At 39.4% G+C, this 24,809-nt stretch carries 17 protein-coding genes; 7 read left to right on the top strand and 10 right to left on the bottom strand.

All coding sequences use genetic code 11. The features are described 5' to 3' along the window. The first annotated feature begins 1 nt into the window (after position 1). A complete protein-coding gene (gene alr / locus GWJ01_RS04800) occupies positions 2–1,093 on the top strand; it encodes an alanine racemase (protein WP_109402800.1) in 1,092 nt (363 codons plus the stop codon). A gap of 52 nt (positions 1,094–1,145) precedes the next feature. After that, positions 1,146–2,342, top strand: coding sequence for an amino acid aminotransferase (locus GWJ01_RS04795; protein WP_109394802.1), 1,197 nt, complete (start codon positions 1,146–1,148; stop codon positions 2,340–2,342). Positions 2,343–2,446: 104 nt separating this feature from the next. Here GWJ01_RS04795 and GWJ01_RS04790 read toward each other — a convergent pair whose 3' ends face one another. The 3 genes from GWJ01_RS04790 to uvrA all read right to left on the bottom strand — a co-directional run bounded on the left by GWJ01_RS04790 (position 2,447) and on the right by uvrA (position 8,696). Beyond that, positions 2,447–3,796: an L-cysteine desulfidase family protein gene (locus GWJ01_RS04790; RefSeq protein ID WP_099660506.1), complete on the bottom strand. Its 1,350-nt coding sequence runs from the start codon at positions 3,794–3,796 to the stop codon at positions 2,447–2,449. A 64-nt stretch (positions 3,797–3,860) separates the two neighbouring features. Further along, on the bottom strand, positions 3,861–5,192 hold the full coding sequence (locus GWJ01_RS04785) for an amino acid permease (RefSeq protein ID WP_075673064.1): 1,332 nt from the start codon (positions 5,190–5,192) through the stop codon (positions 3,861–3,863). A gap of 669 nt (positions 5,193–5,861) precedes the next feature. Then, on the bottom strand, positions 5,862–8,696 hold the full coding sequence (gene uvrA, locus GWJ01_RS04780; protein ID WP_075673065.1) for an excinuclease ABC subunit UvrA: 2,835 nt from the start codon (positions 8,694–8,696) through the stop codon (positions 5,862–5,864). A 252-nt stretch (positions 8,697–8,948) separates the two neighbouring features. Between uvrA and ssb1 the strand changes: the two genes are divergently transcribed. Together ssb1 and zur are read left to right on the top strand one after the other, a co-directional pair. Continuing rightward, positions 8,949–9,476 carry a single-stranded DNA-binding protein SSB1 gene (gene ssb1 / locus GWJ01_RS04775; protein ID WP_109394797.1) on the top strand — a complete coding sequence of 176 codons (528 nt, stop codon included), beginning with the start codon at positions 8,949–8,951 and terminating at the stop codon, positions 9,474–9,476. A gap of 358 nt (positions 9,477–9,834) precedes the next feature. Further along, the gene (gene zur / locus GWJ01_RS04770) at positions 9,835–10,365 is read left to right on the top strand and encodes a zinc uptake transcriptional repressor Zur (protein WP_088494416.1); all 531 of its coding nucleotides are present in this window, start codon (positions 9,835–9,837) and stop codon (positions 10,363–10,365) included. Between the two features lie 202 nt (positions 10,366–10,567). On the opposite strand, the gene lexA is transcribed toward zur, so the two are convergent. Both lexA and GWJ01_RS04760 read right to left on the bottom strand, forming a co-directional pair. Beyond that, positions 10,568–11,179, bottom strand: coding sequence for a transcriptional repressor LexA (lexA, locus tag GWJ01_RS04765; protein WP_069368330.1), 612 nt, complete (start codon positions 11,177–11,179; stop codon positions 10,568–10,570). Positions 11,180–11,306: 127 nt separating this feature from the next. Further along, positions 11,307–11,678, bottom strand: a complete 372-nt coding sequence (locus tag GWJ01_RS04760; protein WP_006536373.1) for a diacylglycerol kinase — start codon at positions 11,676–11,678, stop codon at positions 11,307–11,309. Positions 11,679–11,808: 130 nt separating this feature from the next. Here GWJ01_RS04760 and plsB point away from each other — a divergent pair, with 130 nt between their 5' ends. Then, positions 11,809–14,292: a glycerol-3-phosphate 1-O-acyltransferase PlsB gene (gene plsB / locus GWJ01_RS04755; protein WP_109402797.1), complete on the top strand. Its 2,484-nt coding sequence runs from the start codon at positions 11,809–11,811 to the stop codon at positions 14,290–14,292. A gap of 102 nt (positions 14,293–14,394) precedes the next feature. On the opposite strand, the gene ubiA is transcribed toward plsB, so the two are convergent. The 3 genes from ubiA to pgi form a co-directional block, all read right to left on the bottom strand. After that, complete coding sequence (ubiA, locus tag GWJ01_RS04750; protein WP_088494414.1) at positions 14,395–15,249, bottom strand: 4-hydroxybenzoate octaprenyltransferase; 855 nt, start codon at positions 15,247–15,249, stop codon at positions 14,395–14,397. Between the two features lie 28 nt (positions 15,250–15,277). Continuing rightward, on the bottom strand, positions 15,278–15,787 hold the full coding sequence (ubiC, locus tag GWJ01_RS04745; RefSeq protein ID WP_109394793.1) for a chorismate lyase: 510 nt from the start codon (positions 15,785–15,787) through the stop codon (positions 15,278–15,280). Positions 15,788–16,008: 221 nt separating this feature from the next. Beyond that, positions 16,009–17,655, bottom strand: coding sequence for a glucose-6-phosphate isomerase (gene pgi / locus GWJ01_RS04740; RefSeq protein WP_161710757.1), 1,647 nt, complete (start codon positions 17,653–17,655; stop codon positions 16,009–16,011). Between the two features lie 265 nt (positions 17,656–17,920). Between pgi and lysC the strand changes: the two genes are divergently transcribed. Next, the gene (gene lysC, locus GWJ01_RS04735) at positions 17,921–19,300 is read left to right on the top strand and encodes a lysine-sensitive aspartokinase 3 (protein WP_161710756.1); all 1,380 of its coding nucleotides are present in this window, start codon (positions 17,921–17,923) and stop codon (positions 19,298–19,300) included. A gap of 149 nt (positions 19,301–19,449) precedes the next feature. Then, positions 19,450–20,265, top strand: a complete 816-nt coding sequence (locus GWJ01_RS04730) for a hypothetical protein (protein WP_161710755.1) — start codon at positions 19,450–19,452, stop codon at positions 20,263–20,265. A 76-nt stretch (positions 20,266–20,341) separates the two neighbouring features. On the opposite strand, the gene GWJ01_RS04725 is transcribed toward GWJ01_RS04730, so the two are convergent. Next, the gene (locus GWJ01_RS04725; protein ID WP_202611101.1) at positions 20,342–20,920 is read right to left on the bottom strand and encodes a hypothetical protein; all 579 of its coding nucleotides are present in this window, start codon (positions 20,918–20,920) and stop codon (positions 20,342–20,344) included. A 133-nt stretch (positions 20,921–21,053) separates the two neighbouring features. Further along, positions 21,054–24,731, bottom strand: coding sequence for a methionine synthase (gene metH, locus GWJ01_RS04720; RefSeq protein ID WP_109402795.1), 3,678 nt, complete (start codon positions 24,729–24,731; stop codon positions 21,054–21,056). Positions 24,732–24,809: the final 78 nt, after the last annotated feature.

Genomic DNA, 24,809 nt, shown 5'->3' with positions numbered 1-24,809 from the left:
TATGAAAGCGGCAACCGCAGTGATAGATCGCCGCGCTCTGCGTCACAATTTTCAGCATGTGAGAGACTATGCCCCACATAGCCACCTGATAGCTGTCGTGAAAGCAAACGCTTATGGTCATGGGTTATTAGAAACAGCATATACCCTAATGGATAATGCCGATTGTTTTGGTGTTGCACGTATTGGTGAAGCATTAACCTTACGAAGTGGGGGTATTGTAAAACCCATTCTCCTGTTAGAAGGCTTTTTTGATGTCGTTGACCTGCCTATTTTAGTCGTCAACCACATTGAAACCGTTGTTCATAGCCAAGAACAATTAGAAGCATTAGAACAGGCTGACTTAGATGAACCCGTCAAAGTATGGATGAAAATCGATACGGGTATGCACCGCTTAGGGGTACGTCCTGAAGACGCACAAGCCTTCTATTTACGTCTTTCCGCCTGCAAAAATGTACAACAACCTGTCAATATTGTGAGCCATTTTAGTCGTGCTGATGAACCCGATGTTCCTGAGGCGACACAAAAACAAATCTCGCTATTTCAAGATTTTATTCAAAATAAAGCCGGTGATAAGTCTATCGCAGCTTCTGCTGGTATTTTATTTTGGCCTCAAGTCCATTATCAGTGGGTTCGCCCCGGCATTATCACTTATGGTATCTCTCCTACTGGTGATGAAAGAACGGGAAAAGACTTTGGCTTAACCCCTGCAATGACGCTAAAAACAAGCCTGATTGCTGTTCGTAAGCATAAAGCCGATGAGCCTGTTGGTTATGGTGGCACATGGGTAAGTGAAAAAGACACTTATCTTGGTGTGATCGCAATTGGCTACGGCGATGGTTATCCTCGCAGCGCACCTTCAGGTACTCCTGTGTGGATAAATGGTCGAAAAGTACCCATTGTTGGTCGTGTTTCGATGGATATGATCAGCGTCGATTTGGGGACTGAACTGATTGATAGTGTTGGTGATGAAGCTATTTTATGGGGAGATGTGTTGCCGGTAGAAGAAATTGCCAAATATAGTGGTATTAGCGCCTATGAGTTGATTACCAAATTAACCTCGCGCGTCATCATGGAATACCTAGACGAACAATAATACACACGATATTGTATCCCTATGACACACTAAAAGTGATTGGAGAAGAGCCGTGTTTCAACAGGTTGAAGCGTTTCCGGGAGATCCGATTCTCTCATTGATGGATGTTTATAACAAAGACCCACGTCAGGATAAAATTAATTTAAGCATTGGTCTTTATTATGACGAAGAAGGCAAGACCCCTATTTTAGGAACAGTTTCAGTTGCACGTCAGCAACTCAATGCCATGACCCCCACCGCAACACTTTATTTACCAATGGAAGGGCTGGCACCTTATCGTAGCGAAATTCAAGATCTCCTTTTCGGTGCAGATAATCCTCTAATTGCAGAAAAGAAAATTGCCACAATCCAAACATTAGGTGGATCAGGTGCATTAAAAGTGGGTGCTGATTTTCTGCATCGCTATTTCCCAGGATCAGAAGTGTGGATAAGTGATCCAACTTGGGATAATCATGGTTCTATTTTTGCGGGCTCAGGCTTCAACGTGAATCACTACCCTTACTTTGATCCTGAAACCAAAGGTGTAAAATTTGAAGCGCTGCTAGATTGCTTTAAAAAACTACCTGAAAAAAGCATTGTATTGATGCACCCTTGTTGCCACAACCCAACAGGCTCAGACCTAACTAAAGATCAATGGGATCAAGTTACTGAAGTATTGAAAGCTCGCCAAGCCATTCCATTCTTAGATATTGCTTATCAAGGTTTTGCCGAAAATTTAGATGAAGATGCTTATGCTATTCGTACTATGGCAAAAGCAGGATTACCGATACTTATCAGTAACTCTTTTTCAAAAATATTTGGGATCTACGGTGAACGTGCAGGCGGATTATCCATTGTTTGTGATAATGCCACTGAGTGCGAACACGTATTAGGTCAGCTAAAAGCAGGTGTACGCCGTATCTATTCAAGCCCTGCAAACTATGGTGCGCAAATTGTCAATAAAGTGCTATCAGACCAAGTTTTAACTGCACAATGGCAAAAAGAAGTCGCGCATATGCGTGACCGTATTAAAGAAATGCGCGTGACTTTAGTCGAAGCTTTAAAAGTTGCTCTGCCTGAAAAGAATTTTGATCATCTATTAACTCAACGCGGTATGTTTAGCTACACCGGCTTTACACAAGCACAAGTTGATAGATTACGTGACGAATTTGGCATTTATCTTGTCGGTACGGGTCGTGTTTGTATGGCAGGTGTTAATACAGGTAATGTTCAACGCATTGCCCAAGCCTTTGCTGCTGTGAGTATCTAAGGCAATCAACGTGATTTCATAATAAAAAATACCTGCCTATTCTCATAAGCAGGTATTTCTTTTTACTGCATCACAACATCACTATCACTTTAGGTTTTCGCCTTTTATATATTGACAGCTTGCTTCTTTTCCCCAGCATTACGACGCGCTTTTTCTTCCATAATCTCAATGATTTGAATATCTGTATGTTGCATTGCACGACTGGCTAATGCACAGAGATTCGCTATTGAGCTATCGACATCGTCACTGACAATACCATCAGTTCCTGCAACGCTTTGATTTTGCATCGCCATTAATACGGCTTTATAAGCACTCGCTGCACTACTTGATACTTTCATTGCACAGCTATTCGATGCGCCATCACAGATAATGCCACTGATATCACCAATCATACTGTTAATAGACATACTGACAGTGGTGAAATCTTTTGTGAGTAACCATGCCATTCCTGCAGCTGCTCCCATTGAAGCGGTTGTTGCAGCACAAAGAGCGGAAAGGGGTGGAAAATGGCTATGAACATAAATTGCCATTAAGTGAGATAAAACCAACGCACGCAGTAAGGTTTCATCATCTGCTTTGATAAATTCAGCAACAACCATCACAGGCAATGTTGCAGCAATTCCCTGATTGCCTGAGCCTGAATTACTCATTGCGGGTAATACTGCTCCCCCCATGCGAGCATCAGATGCGGCTGATGCTCTGATCATGATTTCATTAAGTAAGTCTTTACCTAACAAACCTTTCTCTTGTTGCAGAATTAAGGTACGACCAATGGCTAATCCATAGGTATTTTGTAGCCCCTCTTCCGATAAAGCGCCATTTAAACGAGCGGCATTGAGCATAAATTCAATTTCACTCACTGGCACATTAAGTGCAAAGTTATAAATATCTTCAGCACAAACATCAGTAAAAGGTTTTTCATCAGTACATTCGCAATTATTGGTAAGCGCTGATTTATCTTCCTCAAAAACAACGTTACCGTTACATTCACAACGAACAACGTGTGTATGCTCTCTTGCAATACTGACGATGGCATAACCAGATTGGCTATACACTTTCGCTTCAGAGTAAAGAACATCTTCACAGGGTGCTTTTACACCTACTGTGACTTTACCTTCAGCAACCAGTGTTTTTGCTTGAGCAACTGCATCAGCGGATGCTTTTAACAAGACCTCCAGCCCTGCATCAGGCTCTCCTCCTGTTGCACCTAATGCTACTGCAATAGGTAGCCCAGCCATTCCCGTTCCCGGCACTGTTACGCCCATTCCGTTTTTCATCAAGTTTGGTGAAACCCAAGCTTCGATACGAACAACAGGCTCGCCTAAAAGTGCGGTTGCTTTCGCTGCTGCCAATGCTAATGAAATTGGCTCAGTACAACCGACTGCGGGCTTAACACCTTCACGTAACTGGCGAACAAACTGTGACCATAAATGAGAATTTTTGTTCTGGCTCATAATCTAACACCTTGGATTAATTTAGTTTTTAAAAACAACTCCTAACTAGAACCGAAGTTGGCGACTATGAGAATGCCAAGAACGGAGAGATAACGAGCAGTAAACCGGTAAAGATAATCAGGTAAAGTGACGCACCTTTGTATTTATGTAACATTGGCACTTTGTACACTAAGTATGCAGGGATAAGACAACCCACCATACCGAAGATTGGGCTACAAATTGAAGTGAAGCTCAATACTGGTGCATTAAGGATGATTGCGCCCCATGCCAGTAACACAGCGAAAATCATGATGCCGTTTTGTACCCATTTTTGGTTGATTTTCTCTGTTGGAAGATAACGTTGCAGGATGTTCATCACGATCCCTTGTGTCGCTTCACGGAAACCTAAGTAAACACCAAAGAATGCAGTCATTACGGCAAAGATGTTCAGCATTACGCTTACAACGGTTACCCAACCACCAGGGAAGAATTTCGCAGCAATCGCTAATGCAGAGATATTTTGCTCATACGCTTTAACTGCTTCATCGTGACCCATTGCCAATGTGAATGAGATTGCATAGAAGAAAACAGTACAGAACAACACACCGAACGCGATATTCATTGCACGTAATGCTTTGTGACGAGCAACTTCACGGTTTTTATTACGACCACGGTAAGAGATAACCATTGGGCTTAATGTTTGGATAAACAGAATTGAAGTCAGTGTAAAAGGTAATGTAATGATTGCTTCTTTGATTAAACGTCCAGCCGGTGGTAATGCACCTACGTTATAAAGATGCCACATACCAATCATGGAGAGCCCTAACGCTGCAACAACAAACAGTTTAGTCAGTACCATAAAGCTTGATACTTTAAACAGTAATTGTTCACCACGAGAAGAGATAGCCACTAACGCACAAATCAGGATCAAACCATAGAATGGGTTTTCTGACAGTAAACCTTCAGTAACACCAAATGTTTGTAAGTAAGAAGCACTGTCATTAGTGATTGCTGTTGAGTAAACAAACATCCAAATGACTAACATCACAAAGTAGAGCGCACCTAATAAGATGCCCCAGTTTTTACCGAGATAACCGGTGATAACGCTTGGGTAGTCTTTACACTCCGGGGATTCAGCCAACGTATTAATAAATAGACGTTGGAAAAGGTACATCGCTGGATAACCAATGATTGAGGATAATAGGAAAACCCATAATCCCATCAGACCTACCTGTACAGGTAAAAACACAATGCCTGCACCGATAGCCATACCGATACTCATGATAACCCAGCCCACATCATTGCCGTCGAATTTAATTGCTGCACGCCATTCTTGTTCAGTCATACCTGCGCGGCGAGCGCCAGCACTAGTTGCGGGATAGCTTGTTGTCTCTGTTTTTGAGGAAGCCGTTTCCATATTAGTACTCACTTTTTATATTGTAATTGTTAATAGCAAAACGAATTTTTGGGGGTAAAAAAAGTCTATCTAACATTGCGATGTCGAAATAGCCTTACTCTTTGCAGGTATTATTTATTATGGGTAAATGATAGGGAATATTACGGAGAAAAAAGTTGTTATAAATCGTGATAGCCCGAAATGATTTGGAAAAAAATTCTATCGTAAGGAGAAAAGTAGGATTATCTGTTCAAAGAGCACAGTAAATAATAACCTTCCCTCTATTGTAACCTCTATAACCAACCAATCAATTGATTAATAAAGAAAAATACTTATTGTTATACAATAGTAGTCAAGTATAACAATTGAAACAAATCACCAAATAAACTGTGCTGTCCATCACGATATACTATGATAATCCTTTCTATTTAGCTTTGTTATCTCGTATTTGGTTAAAATACTGTTACAAAATAGCATAATTAACCATTTAATCTGCTTTTTATAAAAATAGGCAGTTAATAAGATAAAAAATCGATAAGGAAGTGAATAGCCAAAAGAGAATACTTTTTTCAATAGAATTAAATTCTATCATACTCCGCGGATTTACTTTTCTTGAAGAAAGCGCGCTACAAACAGTAAAGTATTTATTGTCTGTAGCGCTTAGATCATAAGGGAATAAGTGACGTAATCTTAATAACCACGCTCTAAGATTGGTTTTAAGAATTTTGCAGTATGTGAACCTTCAAATTCTGCAACTTGCTCTGGTGTGCCTGACACTAAAATTTGACCACCACCACTTCCGCCTTCAGGGCCAAGATCTACAATCCAGTCTGCTGTTTTGATCACATCAAGATTGTGCTCAATGACAACAATAGTATTACCTTGGTTACGTAACTGATGAAGAACTTCAAGCAACAACTCAATATCAGCAAAGTGAAGCCCTGTTGTCGGTTCATCGAGAATATAGAGAGTCTGTCCTGTTCCTCGTTTTGACAACTCTTTTGCTAACTTAACCCGCTGCGCTTCACCGCCCGATAAAGTCGTTGCTGATTGCCCTAAACGAATATAAGAAAGACCAACATCAATCAATGTTTGTAGTTTACGAGCCAATGCCGGCACTGCATCAAAGAATTCTCTCGCCTCTTCAATGGTCATATCCAACGCTTCGTGAATATTTTTTCCTTTGTATTTAACCTCAAGGGTTTCACGGTTATAACGCTGACCTTTACATTGATCACACGGTACATACACATCAGGTAAGAAATGCATTTCAACTTTTAAGACGCCGTCGCCTTGGCAAGCTTCACAACGACCACCTTTGACGTTGAAACTGAAACGACCCGGCGTATAACCACGAGTACGAGATTCAGGTACACCCGCAAATAACTCACGAATAGGTGTAAAGACCCCCGTATAAGTTGCAGGATTTGAACGAGGAGTACGACCGATTGGGCTTTGGTTGATATCAATAACTTTATCGAAATACTCTAACCCTTCAACATCTAAATAAGGCGCTGGTACACTATTTGTAGCCCCATTTAATTGGCGTTGGGCAATAGGGAATAAAGTATCGTTGATAAGCGTTGATTTACCTGATCCTGAAACGCCTGTAATGCAGGTAAATAAACCTACTGGTAATTTCAGATTGACATTTTTTAAGTTATTGCCTTTTGCGCCAAGAATGGTCAGCATTTTTTCGCGATCAACTGGTACACGTTGCTCTGGAATTGCGATACGGCGCTCACCACTTAAAAATTTCCCCGTTAATGAATTCGGGTTATTAATGATATCTTCAAGAGTTCCTTGAGCGACAATTTCACCACCATGAACACCCGCACCAGGTCCAATATCAATAACATGATCAGCTGCACGGATAGCATCTTCGTCATGCTCAACAACGATCACTGTGTTACCCAAATTACGTAAGTGGATCAGCGTTTCAAGTAAGCGATCATTATCTCGTTGATGTAAACCAATTGAAGGCTCATCCAACACATACATAACGCCAACTAATCCCGCACCAATCTGGCTTGCTAAACGAATACGTTGTGCTTCACCACCTGATAATGTTTCAGCTGAACGAGAAAGTGTGAGGTAATTTAATCCTACATTTACCAAGAATTTTAGTCGGTCACCAATCTCTTTTAAGACTTTTTCTGCAATCTTCGCGCGTTGACCGCTCAATTTCAGATTTTGGAAAAAGGTCATTGCATGACCAATGCTGTAATCGGCTATTTCTGGCAATGTTGTATTTTCAACATACACATGACGCGCTTCTCGGCGTAAACGCGTACCACCACAAGAAGCACATGAGCGATTACTAATATATTTAGAAAGCTCTTCACGTACCGCACTAGATTCTGTCTCGCGGTAACGGCGTTCCATATTATTTAATACACCTTCAAAAGGATGATGACGAACAACAACATCGCCACGATCGTTTGTGTATTTAAATTCAATATTCTCTTTGCCTGACCCCGTTAAAATAACTTTCTGGATATTATCTGGTAACGAATCAAATGGCGCTTCAACATCAAAATGATAGTGTTCACCCAATGAGCGAAGCATCTGGAAATAGTAGAAGTTACGGCGATCCCACCCTTTAATTGCACCACCGGCAAGAGAGATTTCTCTATTTTGGATCACTAATTCAGGATCAAAAAATTGCTGAACACCTAAACCATCACACGTTGGGCAAGCACCAGCAGGGTTATTAAAGGAGAATAAACGAGGCTCTAATTCGCTCATGCTGTAACCACAAACAGGGCAAGCAAAGTTGGCAGAAAAAACAATATCGTCTGCATTGCTATCATCCATATCAGAGATAACAGCGGTACCACCAGAAAGCTCTAATGCGGTTTCAAAAGATTCAGCTAAACGTTGAGCCAGATCGTCACGAACCTTAAAACGGTCAATAACCACTTCAATGGTATGTTTCTTCTGTAACTCTAATGTTGGTGGATCGGAGAGATCACACACTTCACCATCAATACGCGCACGAATATAACCTTGAGCAGCAAGATTATTGAGTAACTTAATATGCTCACCTTTACGCTCTTTAACCACAGGCGCTAAAAGCATTAAGCGCTTGCCTTCAGGTTGTTCAAGCACATTATCAACCATTTGGCTGACCGTCTGAGCGGCGAGCGGAATATCGTGATCAGGACAACGAGGCTCACCAACACGCGCAAATAAGAGACGTAGGTAGTCGTGAATTTCTGTAATCGTTCCCACTGTCGAACGTGGGTTGTGCGACGTAGATTTCTGCTCAATCGAAATAGCGGGAGATAAGCCTTCAATATGGTCAACATCAGGTTTTTCCATCAACGAAAGAAACTGACGAGCATAAGCAGAAAGCGATTCCACATAGCGTCGCTGCCCTTCTGCATAAAGCGTATCAAAGGCTAAAGAAGATTTACCTGAGCCAGAAAGCCCCGTAATAACAATCAGTTTATCGCGAGGAATGATCAAGTTGATATTTTTTAGATTATGGGTGCGAGCGCCCCGTACTTCGATTTTATCCATGAATATATCCCGGATTGAGAGAGTCGCCGAAAAAGAAAGAATCGGATAATTATGACACAAAGTTAACTGAATGGATATACAGTATATATAGTGAAATTGAATGGTGATGTAACTCTGTCATTTTGAGACAGAAAAATTTCGACAATGTTCACAATTGAGAAATTCATCACACGTCATATTCAAATTTTAGCGTACGTGATAAACTTATTCGCTTATGATTTCAAAAAATTTACTTTCGCAGGAGTACCTCACATGGCGAGCAGAGGCGTAAACAAAGTTATTCTTATCGGTAATTTAGGGCAGGATCCAGAAATCCGTTATATGCCAAGTGGCGGTGCAGTTGCCAATCTAACACTGGCAACATCAGAAAGCTGGCGCGATAAACAAACCGGTGAAATGAAAGAAAAAACCGAGTGGCACCGTGTGGTAATTTTCGGCAAATTAGCGGAAATTGCAGGCGAATATCTGCGTAAAGGTTCACAAGTGTATATCGAAGGTCAGTTACAAACACGTAAATGGCAAGACCAAAGTGGTCAAGACAGATATAGCACTGAAGTTGTTGTTAACATTGGCGGCTCAATGCAGATGTTAGGCGGCCGTGGTGGCCAAGATGGCGCACCTTCTCAAGGTGGTCAAGGCGGTTGGGGTCAACCACAACAGCCACAAGCATCACAACAATTTAGCGGTGGTGCACAATCTCGCCCAGCACAACAACCAGCTGCCACACCAGCGCCAAACAATGAACCACCAATGGATTTTGATGACGATATTCCGTTCTAAATTTCAGAACAGTTTATCTAAAATCACCTAAAAAACTAACCCAGTTCAGGCTGGGTTTTTTGTTGCTAATTATCAGTGCTTATCATCATGAAAAACCATTTTCTCCATATAAACCAATCTGGTTTACATAGAATAAATTCGCTCTACACAATAAACTTTTCATATGTTTATCTCTCTTTCTAAAGACTCATTATTTATATTGAAAGAAAACATGTTCTTTTATCTAATAACAGATACTTTTAAAAAAGGACGTAATACCACAGTTATTTTCACAAAATCCCACTTTACACAAAGGTTTACTCTTGAAAAATATGATAGGATCTGTGTCATTAACAACGTCTGAGAGCATCTTATCCCCATGAATGAAGAGAAATTGCTCGCTCAGGCAGAAAAGATCTGCCAGAAACGAGGTGTTCGCCTGACTTCACAACGTCTGGCAGTATTACGTCTGATAATGCAGCAACCTTCTGCTATCAGCGCATATGATTTATTGGATTTATTACGCCAAGTTGAGCCACAAGCAAAACCACCTACTGTCTATCGAGGGTTAGAGTTTTTACTTGAGCAAGGATTTATCCACAAAATAGAATCCACCAACAGCTATGTGCTTTGTCATCATTTTGATGATGTTGAACATACGTCAGTAATGCTAATTTGTGACCGTTGTTTATCTGTCACTGAAAAGAATAGCCATAAAATTGAAGATGCAATTTCATTACTAGCAAAAGAGAGTGGATTTCATTTACGACATAGCGTCATCGAAATTCATGGATTATGTTCACAGTGCCACGAAGCACAAGAATGTACACATCCTGAAGGTTGTCATCATGATCACAGCATGGATGATAACCTTAAGCAGAAAAAAACCGGCGACTATAAGCCTCGTTAAGCTTATAAAATACAAAAAGCCAGGTGACTTGTATCGTTGTCATAAGCACTTCCGCAATTAAAACACATCATATTGTAATTACATTTGTAGTGCGACGGTGTTTTTTATACAAATTAGAAATAAAAAATGCAGATGATTTTGTGGTCTTACACATCATCTGCATCTTTATAAAATAAGTTGTATTGACTTACTTTGGTACAAATTACAGCCATTCGCCGTTACGAATAACCCCTACTGCTAAACCTTCCACAGTAAAGTTTTGTTCGCGTAAATCGACGATAATAGGTGAAAATTCTGGGTTTTCTGCATGAAGTTCAATTTTATTACCGCTTTTCTTAAAGCGCTTTACTGTCACTTCATCTTCGATGCGAGCCACAATAACTTGCCCGTTGTGAACATCTTGCGTTTTATGCACAGCAAGCAAATCACCATCCATAATACCAATATCTTTCATTGACATGCCATTAACGCGCAATAAAAAATCTGCACTTGGTTTAAATAGCATTGGGTCAACTTGATAGTGGCTTTCAATATGCTCTTGCGCTAAAAGTGGTTCACCAGCAGCGACTCGCCCAATTAATGGCAGTCCTTCTGGCTCTTCTTCCATTAGCAAACGGATACCTCTGGATGCACCAGAGACAATTTCTATCACGCCTTTACGAGCAAGAGCTTTTAAGTGCTCTTCTGCCGCATTTGGTGAGCGAAACCCAAGTTGGGAAGCTATTTCAGCCCGTGTTGGTGGCATACCCGTTTGCGAAATGTGATCACGAACCAAATCGTAAACCTGCTGCTGCCTTGCAGTTAATGCTTTCATTCCGCCCCCTGTTTGTTTATACAGTCAGACTGTGAGTATATACAGGTATATGACGATTTGAAACCTTAAATGAATATAAAACACGCATCTTTGGATTATTTTTCGACAAAAATAGAATTTTTTAACTTTATGCGAAGAAATGCCCCCAAAGAATGGTTACCCAAGTAAATAATCCCAATATAATAGCGATCAGAACGGCGGCAGAACCCATATCTTTTGCACGTCCGGATAATTCGTGGTATTCAGATCCAATTCGATCGACAACGGCTTCTATTGCACTATTTACTAGTTCCAAGATCACAACCAATACAACGGAACCAATGAGTAAAATGCGCTCTAGACCACTGACATCGATGAAAAATGAAAGGATAATTGCAACCAAGGTCACAATTGCTTCTTGTCTAAAAGCGGCTTCATTAATCCAAGCGGCACGAATGCCTTTGTATGAATAGCCACCAGCTTTGATGATTCGGGTAAGACCTTTATTTTGATTAGCCATAATAAACTCTATCGAAAACAAACGATTATTTTGCCACTTTTCTCTATTAATATTGTCACAGCACCACAGATCTACGAAAGACTTTCTGTTATGCTTTCGAAGTATTGCTAATAAGAGGCTACAACTATTTATGTCAGCTTGGCGTAAACTATATTATAACACATTGAATTTACCACTAAAATTATTGGTAAAAAGCAAACGAGTTCCGACTGATCCTATCGCTGAATTAGGGTTAGATACGTCGCGATCTTTCCTTTATGTTCTGCCCTATCATTCAAAGGCGGACTTACTGACATTACGACAGCAGTGTCTCTCTTTAGGATTGCCTGATCCGCTGCAACCTATTGAGATCGGTGGAACTAAGCTTCCTGCATATGTCTTTATTGATGACGGCCCAAGAGTATTCCGTTACTACTCGCCCGATCCTCGTAAAGATTCCGTGAAGACATTCCACGCTTATCTTGATGCACATCGTAATAACCCACATCTTGATATCGAGATGTTGCCGGTTTCCGTGATGTTTGGACGCTCTCCTGGTCGTGAAGGCCATAATGGCGTTCCACATTTACGTGTGCTTAACGGTATCCAAAAATTTATCGCTATCCTCTGGCTAGGTCGTGATAGCTTTGTTCGCTTTTCACCTACGGTTTCAATGCGAGAAATGGCGAACGAACACGGTACTGACACCAGTATAGCCCGTAAACTCGCGCGTGTTGCGCGTATCCACTTTTCACGTCAGCGTTTAGCGGCTGTTGGCCCGAAATTGCCAGCACGCCAAGATCTCTTCAATAAATTGCTTTCCTCGAAAGCCATCGAAAAAGCGATTGAAGATGAATCAAAAGCGAAGAAAATTTCGCTCGATAAAGCGCGTAAAAATGCCACAGATATCATGGAAGAAATTGCAGCTAATTTCTCATATGAAGCGGTGCGTATTAGTGATCGCGTATTAAGCTGGACATGGAATAAGCTCTACCAAGGTATCAACGTTTATAATGCCGAGCGAGTACGTAAACTCGCACAAGATGGGCATGAAATCGTTTATGTTCCTTGTCACCGTAGCCACATGGACTACTTACTACTTTCTTATGTGCTTTATCACCAAGGTTTAGTACCGCCACATATTGCGGCAGGTATTAACCTTAATTTCTGGCCAGCAGGGCCTATTTTCCGCCGTTTAGGGGCTTTCTTTATCCGAAGAACCTTTAAAGGTAACAAGCTTTACTCCACCATTTTCCGCGAATATTTAGGTGAGCTATTTACACGCGGTTACTCGATTGAATATTTCGTTGAAGGTGGACGTTCTCGTACAGGTCGATTGTTAGATCCTAAAACAGGAACACTTTCAATGACAGTACAAGCCATGTTACGCGGTGAAACACGCCCTATCTCTGTTGTTCCAATTTACATTGGATATGAACACGTTATGGAAGTGGCAACCTATGCCAAAGAGTTACGTGGCGCAACAAAAGAGAAAGAAGGCTTTATGCAGATGGTCCGAGGATTACGTAAATTACGTAATCTTGGCCAAGGCTATGTGAACTTTGGTGAGCCGATTTCTGTTGTCCAATACTTAAATCAGGCTGTTCCACAATGGCGTGATGATATTGACCCAATTGAACCACAACGCCCAAGTTGGTTAAACCCAACAGTAAGCACACTGGCTGATAACATTATGGTTCATATCAATAATGCGGCGTCTATTAATGCAATCAACCTTGTTTCAACAGCCTTGTTGGCATCACGTCAACGTGCTCTCACTAGAGAGCAACTGTTAGAGCAAGTCGATTGTTATCTGCAATTATTACGCAATGTGCCTTATTCGACAGACATGATTGTGTCTGATAAAAATGCTGAAGCCTTATTAGAACACGCGTTGCAATCAGATAAATTCCAAGTCGAAAAAGACAGTCTAGGCGATATTGTGGTGCTCCCTCGTGAAAGTGCGGTATTAATGACTTACTACCGCAACAACACAATCCACTTAATGATCACTCCATCATTAATTGCAAGCATCGTCTTACATCATGAAAAAATTCATCGTGATGATTTAATGAAACAAGTTGAGCTAATCTTCCCTCTTATTAAAGCGGAACTATTTATTCGTTATGAGAAAGAAGAGCTCCCTGAAGTCATTAATACTTTGATTACAGAACTGTGCCGTCAGCGCCTGATTTGTTGTGATAGTGATGGCTTACTACGTATTAATCCAGCGCGTATTCGTCCATTACAACTTTTAGCCGCCAGCGTCAGAGAAACATTGCAACGCTATGGGATTACGCTTTCCTTACTCAATTTTGCTCCTGAAATTAGCCGTGCATTATTGGAAAAAGAGAGCCGTATCTTGGCACAACGTCTTTCTGTCTTACATGGTATCAACGCACCTGAATTCTTTGATAAAGCGGTATTCTCTACCTTAGTTTCAACGCTACGTGAAGAAGGCTATCTCAATGATAATGAAGATATCCTAAAAGCAGATGCATCTGCCCTTTACCAAGTGATTGCAAAATTAATGTCACCAGAAATTCGCTTGACCATTGAAAGCGTGGGGATCACTGAAGATAACAATTCAGTACAAGCTACTGATGAAAAAAGTGAGTCTGAATCTGATGAGTAATCAGTAAATAGTGTAATGACCTAAATAGAAAAGGGATAAGCTCATTGCTTATCCCTTTTTGTTTCTACTCAGTAATAGAGAATACTTCAGCGCTTACTTATCTTAAAAATAACTAAATAAAATACCCGCAAATAAAACAAAGCCAACATAGTTATTGTTCATAAAAGCTTGGAAACACGGTGCTCTTTCACGCTCTGCAATAAGCTTCTGTTGATAAATAAACAGTGCTGTTACTAACAATAGCGACCAGTAGTAGATACCTTTCAGATTCAGCAAAATACCGATACCCACTAATAAAGCCAACATCACCAGTTGTAAAATACCGATAATAATTTTGTCATAACGACCAAATAGAATAGCGGTAGATTTAACCCCAATTTTTATATCATCATTGCGATCAACCATTGCATATTGCGTATCGTAAACAACAGACCAGACAATATTCACAAGGAATAATAGCCAACACACTAACGGCAAGCTTTCAGAAACGGCAGCAAATCCCATAGGGATTGACCAGCCAAAAGCCATACCTAAAATAAGCTGAGGTAAATTACTAAACCGTTTAACGAAAGGATAAAACCATGCCAGCGCAAGCCCTGCAACAGAAAGCCAAATAGTCATGGTATTAAGTGTTAGGACTAATGCAAAGGACAAGAGCACCAATACGATAAATAAAATTTTGCTCTCTTTTTCTGTCACAGCCCCACTAGGTAATGGTCGATTTTTAGTTCGTTCAACACTGCCATCAATTTTTCGGTCAGCAAAGTCGTTTATTACACACCCAGCGGCACGCATAGAGAACACGCCAATAGTAAAGACAATCAGAATATGCCAATCTGGAAAGCCTTTAGCAGCAATCCATAAAGCCCAATAAGTTGGCCAAAGTAATAATAGCGCTCCGATAGGTTTATCTATACGCATTAAACGGCTATATGCTTGCCATTTACTTTGCGTCATACTTCCCTCCAATTTTAGCTCCCCCTAATTACTTCTTATACACTGGTGATGCAGGTAGAAACATCTCGGTTAATAATAAAGGTTTATCTGAAAGCTGGAAACGAGAACGGCGTAGCCAATACCCATTTTGTTGCCCGATATGAATAAAATCGCGACTTAAGGTTGTTTCCTGAAACAGATAACGCCCAAGTGGAACGGTTCTTAGATTGACTAGTTTTCTATCTTCGCCTGTCAATGTCTCTTCTGGTACTAACGTCCGCCCTAATAACCAAGGAATATCGTCACCACACAATACCACTTCTCTTAACCAATAACGCTGACTTTTGGGTAAACACGCGCTTTCGTCAGTTGATTCAATAACCTCAATAAATCCTTCTTGATAAGGCATTACAGTAACTTTCTGGCAATATTGTTCAAATCGCCGTGTCATTGAGCCTAATTCCATTAACCAACTTAATGTACTTTCTTGAATAGTTGCATGTTCCTCACTGGGTAGCCAATGGATAGGTGCAGAGGTAATTATTGATTTTTTGAACATTTATTCATCATCACGCTTTGATGATCCTAGCTTGTGTGAGTCATGATGCATAAGGATATCATGATGTGACTAATGGAAGTTAAAAGCTGATAACATTTCGCATAAATAATCTAAAAAAGCGTTAAAAGAAAATCAGATTGAGCACAAAACAATCAAAAAACAAAGGAGGTTATAAAAACCTCCTTTGTATCTAACCAACTACTTATATTCAGTTTATTCGATTAACGCCATGCTTTGTAACGATTAATCAGATTATTTGTTGAGCTATCATGGCTGTTAACACTTTCCTTACCTTTTAATTCAGGAAGGATACGATTAGCCAGTTGTTTACCTAATTCAACACCCCATTGGTCAAAGGTGAAGATGTTGAAAATAACACCTTGTACAAAGATCTTATGTTCATACATTGCAATCAATGCACCTAATGAATAAGGCGTAATTTCTTTTAATAGAATAGAGTTAGTTGGACGATTACCTTCGAACACTTTGAAAGGTGCAACATAGCCCATGGTTTTAGGATCTTTACCTGCTGCGGCAAATTCAGTATCAACTTGCTCACGTGTTTTACCAAAAGCAAGCGCTTCTGTTTGAGCAAAGAAGTTAGACATCAGTTTTGCATGATGATCTGATAATGGATTATGGCTAATTGCTGGAGCAATAAAATCACAAGGGATGATTTTGGTTCCTTGGTGGATCAGTTGGTAAAACGCATGTTGACCATTTGTACCCGGCTCACCCCAAATGATAGGACCTGTTTGATAATTAACTTTGTTTCCATCACGATCAATATACTTACCATTAGATTCCATATTACCTTGTTGGAAGTAAGCAGCAAAACGATGCATGTATTGATCGTATGGCAGAATCGCTTCAGTTTCTGTGCCAAAAAAATTGTTATACCAAATGCCAATAAGAGCGAGGATTATTGGGATGTTATTTTCAGCATCTGTTGTTCTAAAGTGGTTATCCATAGCATGAGCACCTTCCAGCAATTGCTCAAAGTTGTCATAACCAACAGATAATGCGATCGATAAACCAATTGCTGACCATAATGAATAACGACCACCAACCCAATCCCAGAATTCAAACATATTGGCAGTATCAATACCAAATTTTGCCACTTCGGTGCTGTTAGTCGATAACGCGACAAAGTGTTTAGCAACAAATGCATTCTCTTTCGCAGAGGCTAAGAACCAATCTCTTGCTGAATGTGCATTTGTCATGGTTTCTTGTGTGGTAAATGTTTTTGATGCGATAAGGAATAACGTTGTTTCAGGATCACATTTTTTCAGCGTTTCTGCGATATGCGTACCATCGACATTAGAAACAAAATGCATAGTAAGATGATTTTTATACGGGCGTAATGCTTCTGTCACCATATAAGGGCCAAGATCAGAACCACCAATACCAATATTTACAACATCAGTAATCGCCTTACCTGTATAACCTTTCCACTCACCACTAATAATACGCTCACTGAATTTCTTCATTTTATTCAGCACAGCGTTAACTTCTGGCATGACATCCTTGCCATCAACAATAACGGGAGCATTGCTACGATTACGTAATGCGGTATGTAATACAGCACGATCTTCAGTACGGTTGATTTTTTCACCCGTAAACATGCTATTTATCGCACCTTCAACATCACATTCCTTAGCCAAAGCCTGCAATTTTTCTAATGTTTCTTTCGTAATACGGTTTTTTGAAAAATCCACTAAAATTTGGTCTGAAAACGTCTTTGAGAATTGCTCAAAGCGTGATGGTTCCTGAGCAAACAGTGTTTTCATCTCGGTATCTTTGATAACCGAAAAATGGTTTTCTAATGCCTTCCAGGCTAAGGTTTGGGTTGGGTTTACATTTTTCATTCACAATACTCTCTTAAGATTACAATCTAATATTCTCAGATTGTAGCCTGACATTTAATAGTTACAGTCAATTCTTTCTCATTTAATGATATTGGTCAAAACCATTCAACAAATCTAGTACTAATTACTTACATAGGTAAAACCGATAATGCGGAGCTGATTATTAATTAAATTGATTATTCTTCACTCTGCATTGACTCTCTACTTAATAACCGATATTCCTAAGTGTGTCCAACATCTCATTTTTGCCTAAAGGAATACGACAATGACTGATAATACTGCTACGCCTTCATCTTCATCATCGCCATACACTATCGCTAAATTTGGTGGTACTAGTGTTGCTAACTTTTCAGCAATGGAAAAATGTGCAGATATTATTCTTAAACGAAAGTCTGTTCGTGTCGTCGTTCTTTCGGCATCTGCGGGAATTACTAATTTATTGATTGAACTTGCAGCAGGTACTGAACCTTCACAACGAGAAGCTTTACTCTCACAAGTTCGTGATATTGAATACGCGATTATCAACCAGCTTTCTCAACCAGAAATTATTTCCCAAGAAATAAACCGCCTGCTTGAAAATATTGAGATGCTTTCTGAAGCAGCAGCGTTAGCAACTTCTGACGCATTAACTGATGAGCTTGTCAGTCATGGCGAATTAATGTCAACTTTGCTTTTCGTTGAGTTATTGCGTGAAAAAGGTATACAAGCAGATTGGTTTGATGTCAGAAAAGTGATGAAAACGAATGATCTATTTTGTCACGCCGAACCCGATATGGTGCAGCTTACTGAACTCACACAAAGCCTTATTCAACCTCGCCTAGAAGAAACGGTTATCGTAACGCAAGGTTTTATTGGTCAAGAGCCAAAAGGGAGAACGACAACACTAGGGCGTGGTGGAAGTGACTATACTGCCGCTCTGATTGGTGAAGCACTAGGCATGTCCCGTGTAGATATCTGGACAGATGTACCCGGTATTTACAGCACCGACCCAAGAATAGTGCCAGAGGCGCATCGTATTGATCAAATCGCCTTTGATGAAGCGGCTGAAATGGCAACCTTTGGGGCTAAAATATTACACCCTGCGACATTATTGCCTGCAGTTCGTAGCGGTATTCCTGTTTTTGTTGGCTCAAGTAAAGCCCCTGAAGAAGGCGGCACTTTAGTTTGTGCACAAACAGAAAATCCACCTGTATTCCGTGCGATCGCACTGCGTAGAAAGCAAACATTGCTCACGTTACATAGCCTGAAAATGCTTCATGCGCGTGGTTTCTTGGCTGAAATTTTCACCATTTTATCGCGCCATCATATTTCAGTTGATGTGATAACAACATCTGAAGTCAGTATTGCTTTAACCCTCGATACAACGGGTACAACAAATTCATCAGGCAGTTTATTAACGAATGCCTTATTAACCGAGCTTTCTGCATTATGCCGTGTTGAAGTAGAAGAAGATCTGGCGTTAGTTGCCGTGATTGGTAACTCTCTTTCACAGGTAAATGGTTTAGGTATTAAGATTTTCGGCACATTAGAAAATTACAATATTCGTATGATTAGCCACGGTGCAAGTACTCATAATTTATGTTTATTAGTTGATGGCAAAGATGCAGATAATATTGTGCGTAAGTTGCATGATACTCTGTTTTAATTAATAACAAATTCCAATATATAAAAGAGAGATAAAATTTTATCTCTCTCAAAATTCAACCTTTATTGCTGAAAGGGTGTAAGCTTTAAAGAACTTCATTTAATAATAATTAGAATCAAAATCTAACTTTATTAATGGAGTAATAAAAAATGAAAGTTTATGATAATCTTTGCAATTATATAAAAAACAATGCAGAAAAAGTAACATATTCTAACGCAGATGCTGTTTTAAAAAAAATAAAAAATCTACTTTTCTCGATCGAAAACTCAAATCAAAGTTATACAGCAGCAGAGAAAAATACACTCTCTATATTAAAAAACGTTGAGCTAAATAAGATTTATTCTAATGATATAAAAGATAATGCTTCATTAGATAAACAATGTTTTGAATCAATAATGAAAATAAATAACATGTGTAAAAATAAAGATATTTTTGCAATATGGCAATACAACAAAATAATAAATAAACTTGAAAAAGAAAATATAAAAAAAATAAGTCAAGAAAGTGAAACAAGTAAAAAAGAAACGCTTTTAAAAATTAAAGAAGATCTATTTAATAGAATAAAAGAACCCAACGAGAAAATAAAAGAACTCATTGATATACATTATCAATACTTTCAGAAAATAACAAAAAAAATTGAAAACATTGATGATAAAAACATCCCTGAAAAAATAAATGAATATAACAAATACAAATACCAAATTCTTGATAAAATAAATGGCCATGAAATTAAAAATGAAAAAGAAATGGATTCAACTGAACTTAGACAGTATATAAAAGAACTTCAACAATATGATAATAATCTAGATAAATTTATTGAAAGCGCAAAAAACATCACTCACAGATATAAAAATGAATTAGATATACTTAGCGACAAATATTTTAAATTATCTGATGATAAAATTTTAAAAATGGTAGATTATCATGTAGGTAAATTAAAAGAAATGAATTTACAAATTAATTAACCCTTTAATTTTAAATAAAACAAAATTAAAATTTTCTAATAGGCTTCTTCTAATAAGAAGCCTATTTCTTAATAATTTAATACACCCGATAACCGTTATATTTTTTCGCAAATTGATTAAATTTACCGAAATCAATTAAGGCAATCTCTAAAGTCTTATGCGATAAATGAGACATCTTCGCAATTTTTTCGACAAAAACGCGGTTATCTTCTAGCAGTTTAGCGGTAAGTGTAGAAGCAATAATCTCACACTCTTTCGGCGTGACAATCCAACCATCATTAGTAGCAAATTTATGGATAGGAAGATTTCCTTCTTTTCCACTCTCTTTGGCTAATAACGCTTCTTCTTCTTTCATTGCCTGTTTAAATAATTCTATTTCTTCTTCAACAGGTTCTGGAGAGGTAGGAATTTTATGATAAATATAGTCTCCCACTTCTTCAATGCGGGCAGGGGTCATTTCGGCTTTCAGCCAAATTTTATCAAAGGCTTTTTCATCTAAAATAACATCAGTATCTAAGCTTCCTGTTAATTGCATCAGATTTAAAAAAGCATTAATTAAAACTTCACTTAATGGATAATTTCCTTTTGCTAAAGAAGGAAACGGCACCTCAGCGCCAGCAGGTGGGGTTTTCTGAAGGTACAAAGTATAGTTCATTGTAATGTCCTTTTTTCTGATACAGGTTCACAGCTTAAACATCTTTAATGGGATCGACCAGTGAAAATAACAAGGGGATATTACTATCCCCTCACTATTTATTACATTATTGAGATCTGAAAATAAAAATAAACTAAGACTCATATCCTAAATTAGGCGCTAACCAACGTTCAACTTCACTTACGCTCATTTCTCTGCGTTTTGCGTAATCTTCAACCTGATCTTTTTGAATTTGAGCAACAGCGAAATATTTACTTTCAGGATGACTAAAATACCAACCCGATACCGAAGCGCCGGGCCACATGGCATAAGCATCTGTCAGTTTCATGCCAATGCGATTTTCAACATCAAGTAATTGCCAAATTTTTGCTTTTTCTGTATGTTCAGGACAGGCCGGATATCCCGGCGCAGGTCGCGTTCCTTGATATTTTTCTCGAATCAGTTCGTCATTAGAGAGGTTCTCATCAGGGCTATAACCCCAAATCTTTGTTCTGACCAATTGGTGAAGATATTCCGCAAAGGCCTCTGCTAATCTATCTGATAACGCTTTTACCATAATTTTATTGTAATCATCATGAGCACGATCATAAGCATTCGCGAGGGCATCTTCTTCTAATCCGCCTGTGACTGCAAAAGCACCAAAATAGTCAGGGATACCACTTTCCACTGGCGCAATAAAATCAGCTAAACAGTAGTTAGGAAACTCTTTTTTCTCTGTTTGCTGGCGCAAATGGCAGCTGTGCAATAACTCATGCTGTCGGCTTTCATCTTGATAAATAATAATATCATCACCCAAACGATTAGCAGGGAAGATCCCCATTATTCCTTTAGGTGTTAATAATTTTTCACGACTTAGCTTATCCAGCATCGTGTTCGCATCAGCGAATACCCGTTTCGCTTCTTCACCGACCACGTCATCTTCTAAAATTCGAGGATATTTACCTGCTAAAGACCACGTCATAAAGAAAGGCGTCCAGTCGATATATTCACGCAAGCTTTCAATACTTGCAGTGATCTCCTGCACGCCTAATTGATTGGGTTTTGGGGGGGTATAATTTTGCCAATCAATGTGTAGCGCATTTTTTCGCGCAACCTCTAAAGAAACAGGCGGTGTACGAGGTTTTTTTCTGGCGTATTGCTGGCGTACGACTTCATATTCACGACGTGTTTTAGCAACAAAATCGGCTTTTTGTGTTTCAGATAATAGTGCCGCAACAACACCTACAGTTCTCGATGCATTTTGTACATAAACGGTAGGATGGCTGTAATTTGGCTCTATTTTTACTGCGGTATGCGCTTTAGAGGTTGTTGCTCCACCAATCATTAAGGGTAAAGAAAAACCGCGCCTTTCCATCTCTTTGGCAACATTCACCATCTCATCAAGTGATGGCGTGATCAATCCTGAAAGACCAATAATATCGACTTTTTCATCAATCGCTGTTTGTAGGATCTTATCGCAAGGCACCATTACGCCAAGATCGATAATCTCATAGTTATTACACTGCAAAACAACACCCACAATATTTTTACCAATATCGTGAACATCCCCTTTTACGGTAGCCAGTAAAATTTTACCTGCAGAAGTGCCTGTTTGTTTTGTCGCTTGAATATAAGGTTCAAGGTAAGCTACGGCTTGTTTCATCACTCTTGCTGATTTCACAACTTGAGGCAAAAACATTTTACCTTCGCCAAATAAATCACCCACAATATTCATGCCATTCATCAATGGCCCTTCAATCACTTCAATGGGGCTTGATGCTTGTTGGCGACAAGCTTCTGTATCTTCAACAATAAATTCGGTGATCCCTTTAACTAAAGCATACTCTAGACGTTTCTCTACATCCCATTGTCGCCATTCAGCCAATTGATGGTTTTGTTCATCACTTTTTGTTCCGCGATAACGCTCTGCCAACGCGAGTAAATTGTCTGTACTTTCTTCATGACGATTTAAAATAACGTCCTCAACCGCATTACGCAGTTCATCTGGTAATGAATCGTAAATAGCAAGTTGCCCTGCATTTACAATCCCCATATCCATGCCATTTTTTACAGCGTAATAAAGAAAAACAGAGTGAATTGCTTCACGAACAGGATCATTACCCCGAAATGAGAAGGAAACGTTAGATACCCCACCAGAAATTAAGGCATAAGGTAGTTGAGATTTAATATCTGCACAGACTTCAATAAAATCAACAGCATAATTGTTATGCTCTGCAATTCCTGTTGCGACAGCAAATATATTAGGATCAAAAATAATATCTTCAGGTGGAAAACCCGCTTGCTCTGTTAATAATTGATAAGCTCGACGACAAATTTCAATTTTACGCTCTCGAGTATCAGCTTGTCCGACTTCATCAAACGCCATAACGACAACAGCAGCACCGTATTTACGTACCAATTTAGCATGTTCAAGAAACGGTATTTCGCCTTCTTTCATCGAAATGGAGTTAACAATTCCTTTGCCTTGAATGCATTTTAAGCCTTCTTCAATCACTTCCCATTTAGAGGAGTCAATCATCACCGGAACTTTAGCAATATCAGGCTCACCAGCAATAAGGTTAAGAAAACGCGTCATGGCTTCAACAGCATCTAACATGCCTTCGTCCATGTTGATATCGATGATTTGAGCGCCATTTTCAACTTGCTGGCGCGCAACATCTAACGCTTCTTGATAATTACCTTCTTTTATCAAGCGCTTAAACTTAGCAGAGCCAGTAACATTAGTACGTTCTCCCACATTCACAAACAGTGAATTCTCATCAATGATTAATGGTTCAAGACCTGAAAGACGACATGCTTTTTTCAAGGAAGGTAATACTCTTGGTGCAATACCTTCTACTGCTTGTGAAATAGCGAGAATATGCGCAGGGGTTGTTCCACAGCATCCACCGACAATATTGAGAAAACCCGCTTGTGCCCACTCTCTAATTTGCTCTGCCATTTCTTGGGCATCTAAATCATAGCCTCCAAATGCGTTAGGCAAACCCGCATTAGGGTGAGCACTGACATAAGTTTCAGAAATTTGTGAGAGTGTTTGAATATATTGGCGTAATTCTTTAGGGCCTAACGCGCAGTTTAAACCAAATGAGAGCGCATCTGCATGACGTAAAGAGTGGTAAAACGCTTCTGTTGTTTGACCCGTTAAAGTTCTTCCTGAAGCATCTGTAATGGTGCCAGAGATCATCACAGGTAATTCAATATTCAGCGCTTCAAATTCACATTTAATCGCAAAAATAGCTGCTTTCGCATTTAGTGTGTCGAAAATAGTTTCGACCATAATTAAATCAGCACCGCCTTTAATTAATCCGCGCGTTGCTTCTCGATAAGCTTCCACCAGCTTATCAAATGAAATATTACGAAAAGCGGGGTCATTAACGTCAGGAGATATGGATGCTGTTCTATTTGTTGGCCCCAAAACGCCCGCTACATAGCGAGGTTTATCCGGTGTTAAGGCACTCCATTTATCTGCACAGGCTTTCGCTAATTTTGCCGCCTCTTCGTTCAGCTCAAAACAGAGCGACTCCATCTGATAATCAGCCATCGCAATGGACGTTGAGTTAAAAGTGTTAGTTTCAACAATATCAGCACCTGCTTGAAAATAAGCATCATGTATATCTGCAATAATCTGAGGTTGTGTTAAGACTAAAAGATCATTATTCCCTTTAACATCACAACCCCAATCAGCAAAACGCTCACCTCGATAATCAGCTTCTGTAAGTTGATATTGCTGGATCATCGTACCCATTGCGCCATCTAGTACTAAGATACGTTTTCCTAATGCTTCGACCAGTTGTTGTTTTATGTTTGCCACGTTGTTTCCTCTTAATCGAGAATGTTTTTGTACTTGTTTTTCTTTATTGTTATTTCGTTGTTTTTTTATCCTACCACA

The sequence above is a fragment of the Proteus sp. G2618 genome, assembly GCF_009915995.1.
In the GTDB taxonomy this organism is placed as follows: Bacteria; Pseudomonadota; Gammaproteobacteria; order Enterobacterales; family Enterobacteriaceae; genus Proteus; species Proteus terrae.
The sequence above is the reverse complement of the archived record's forward strand: the minus strand, read 5'-3'. Positions and strand labels throughout refer to the sequence as shown.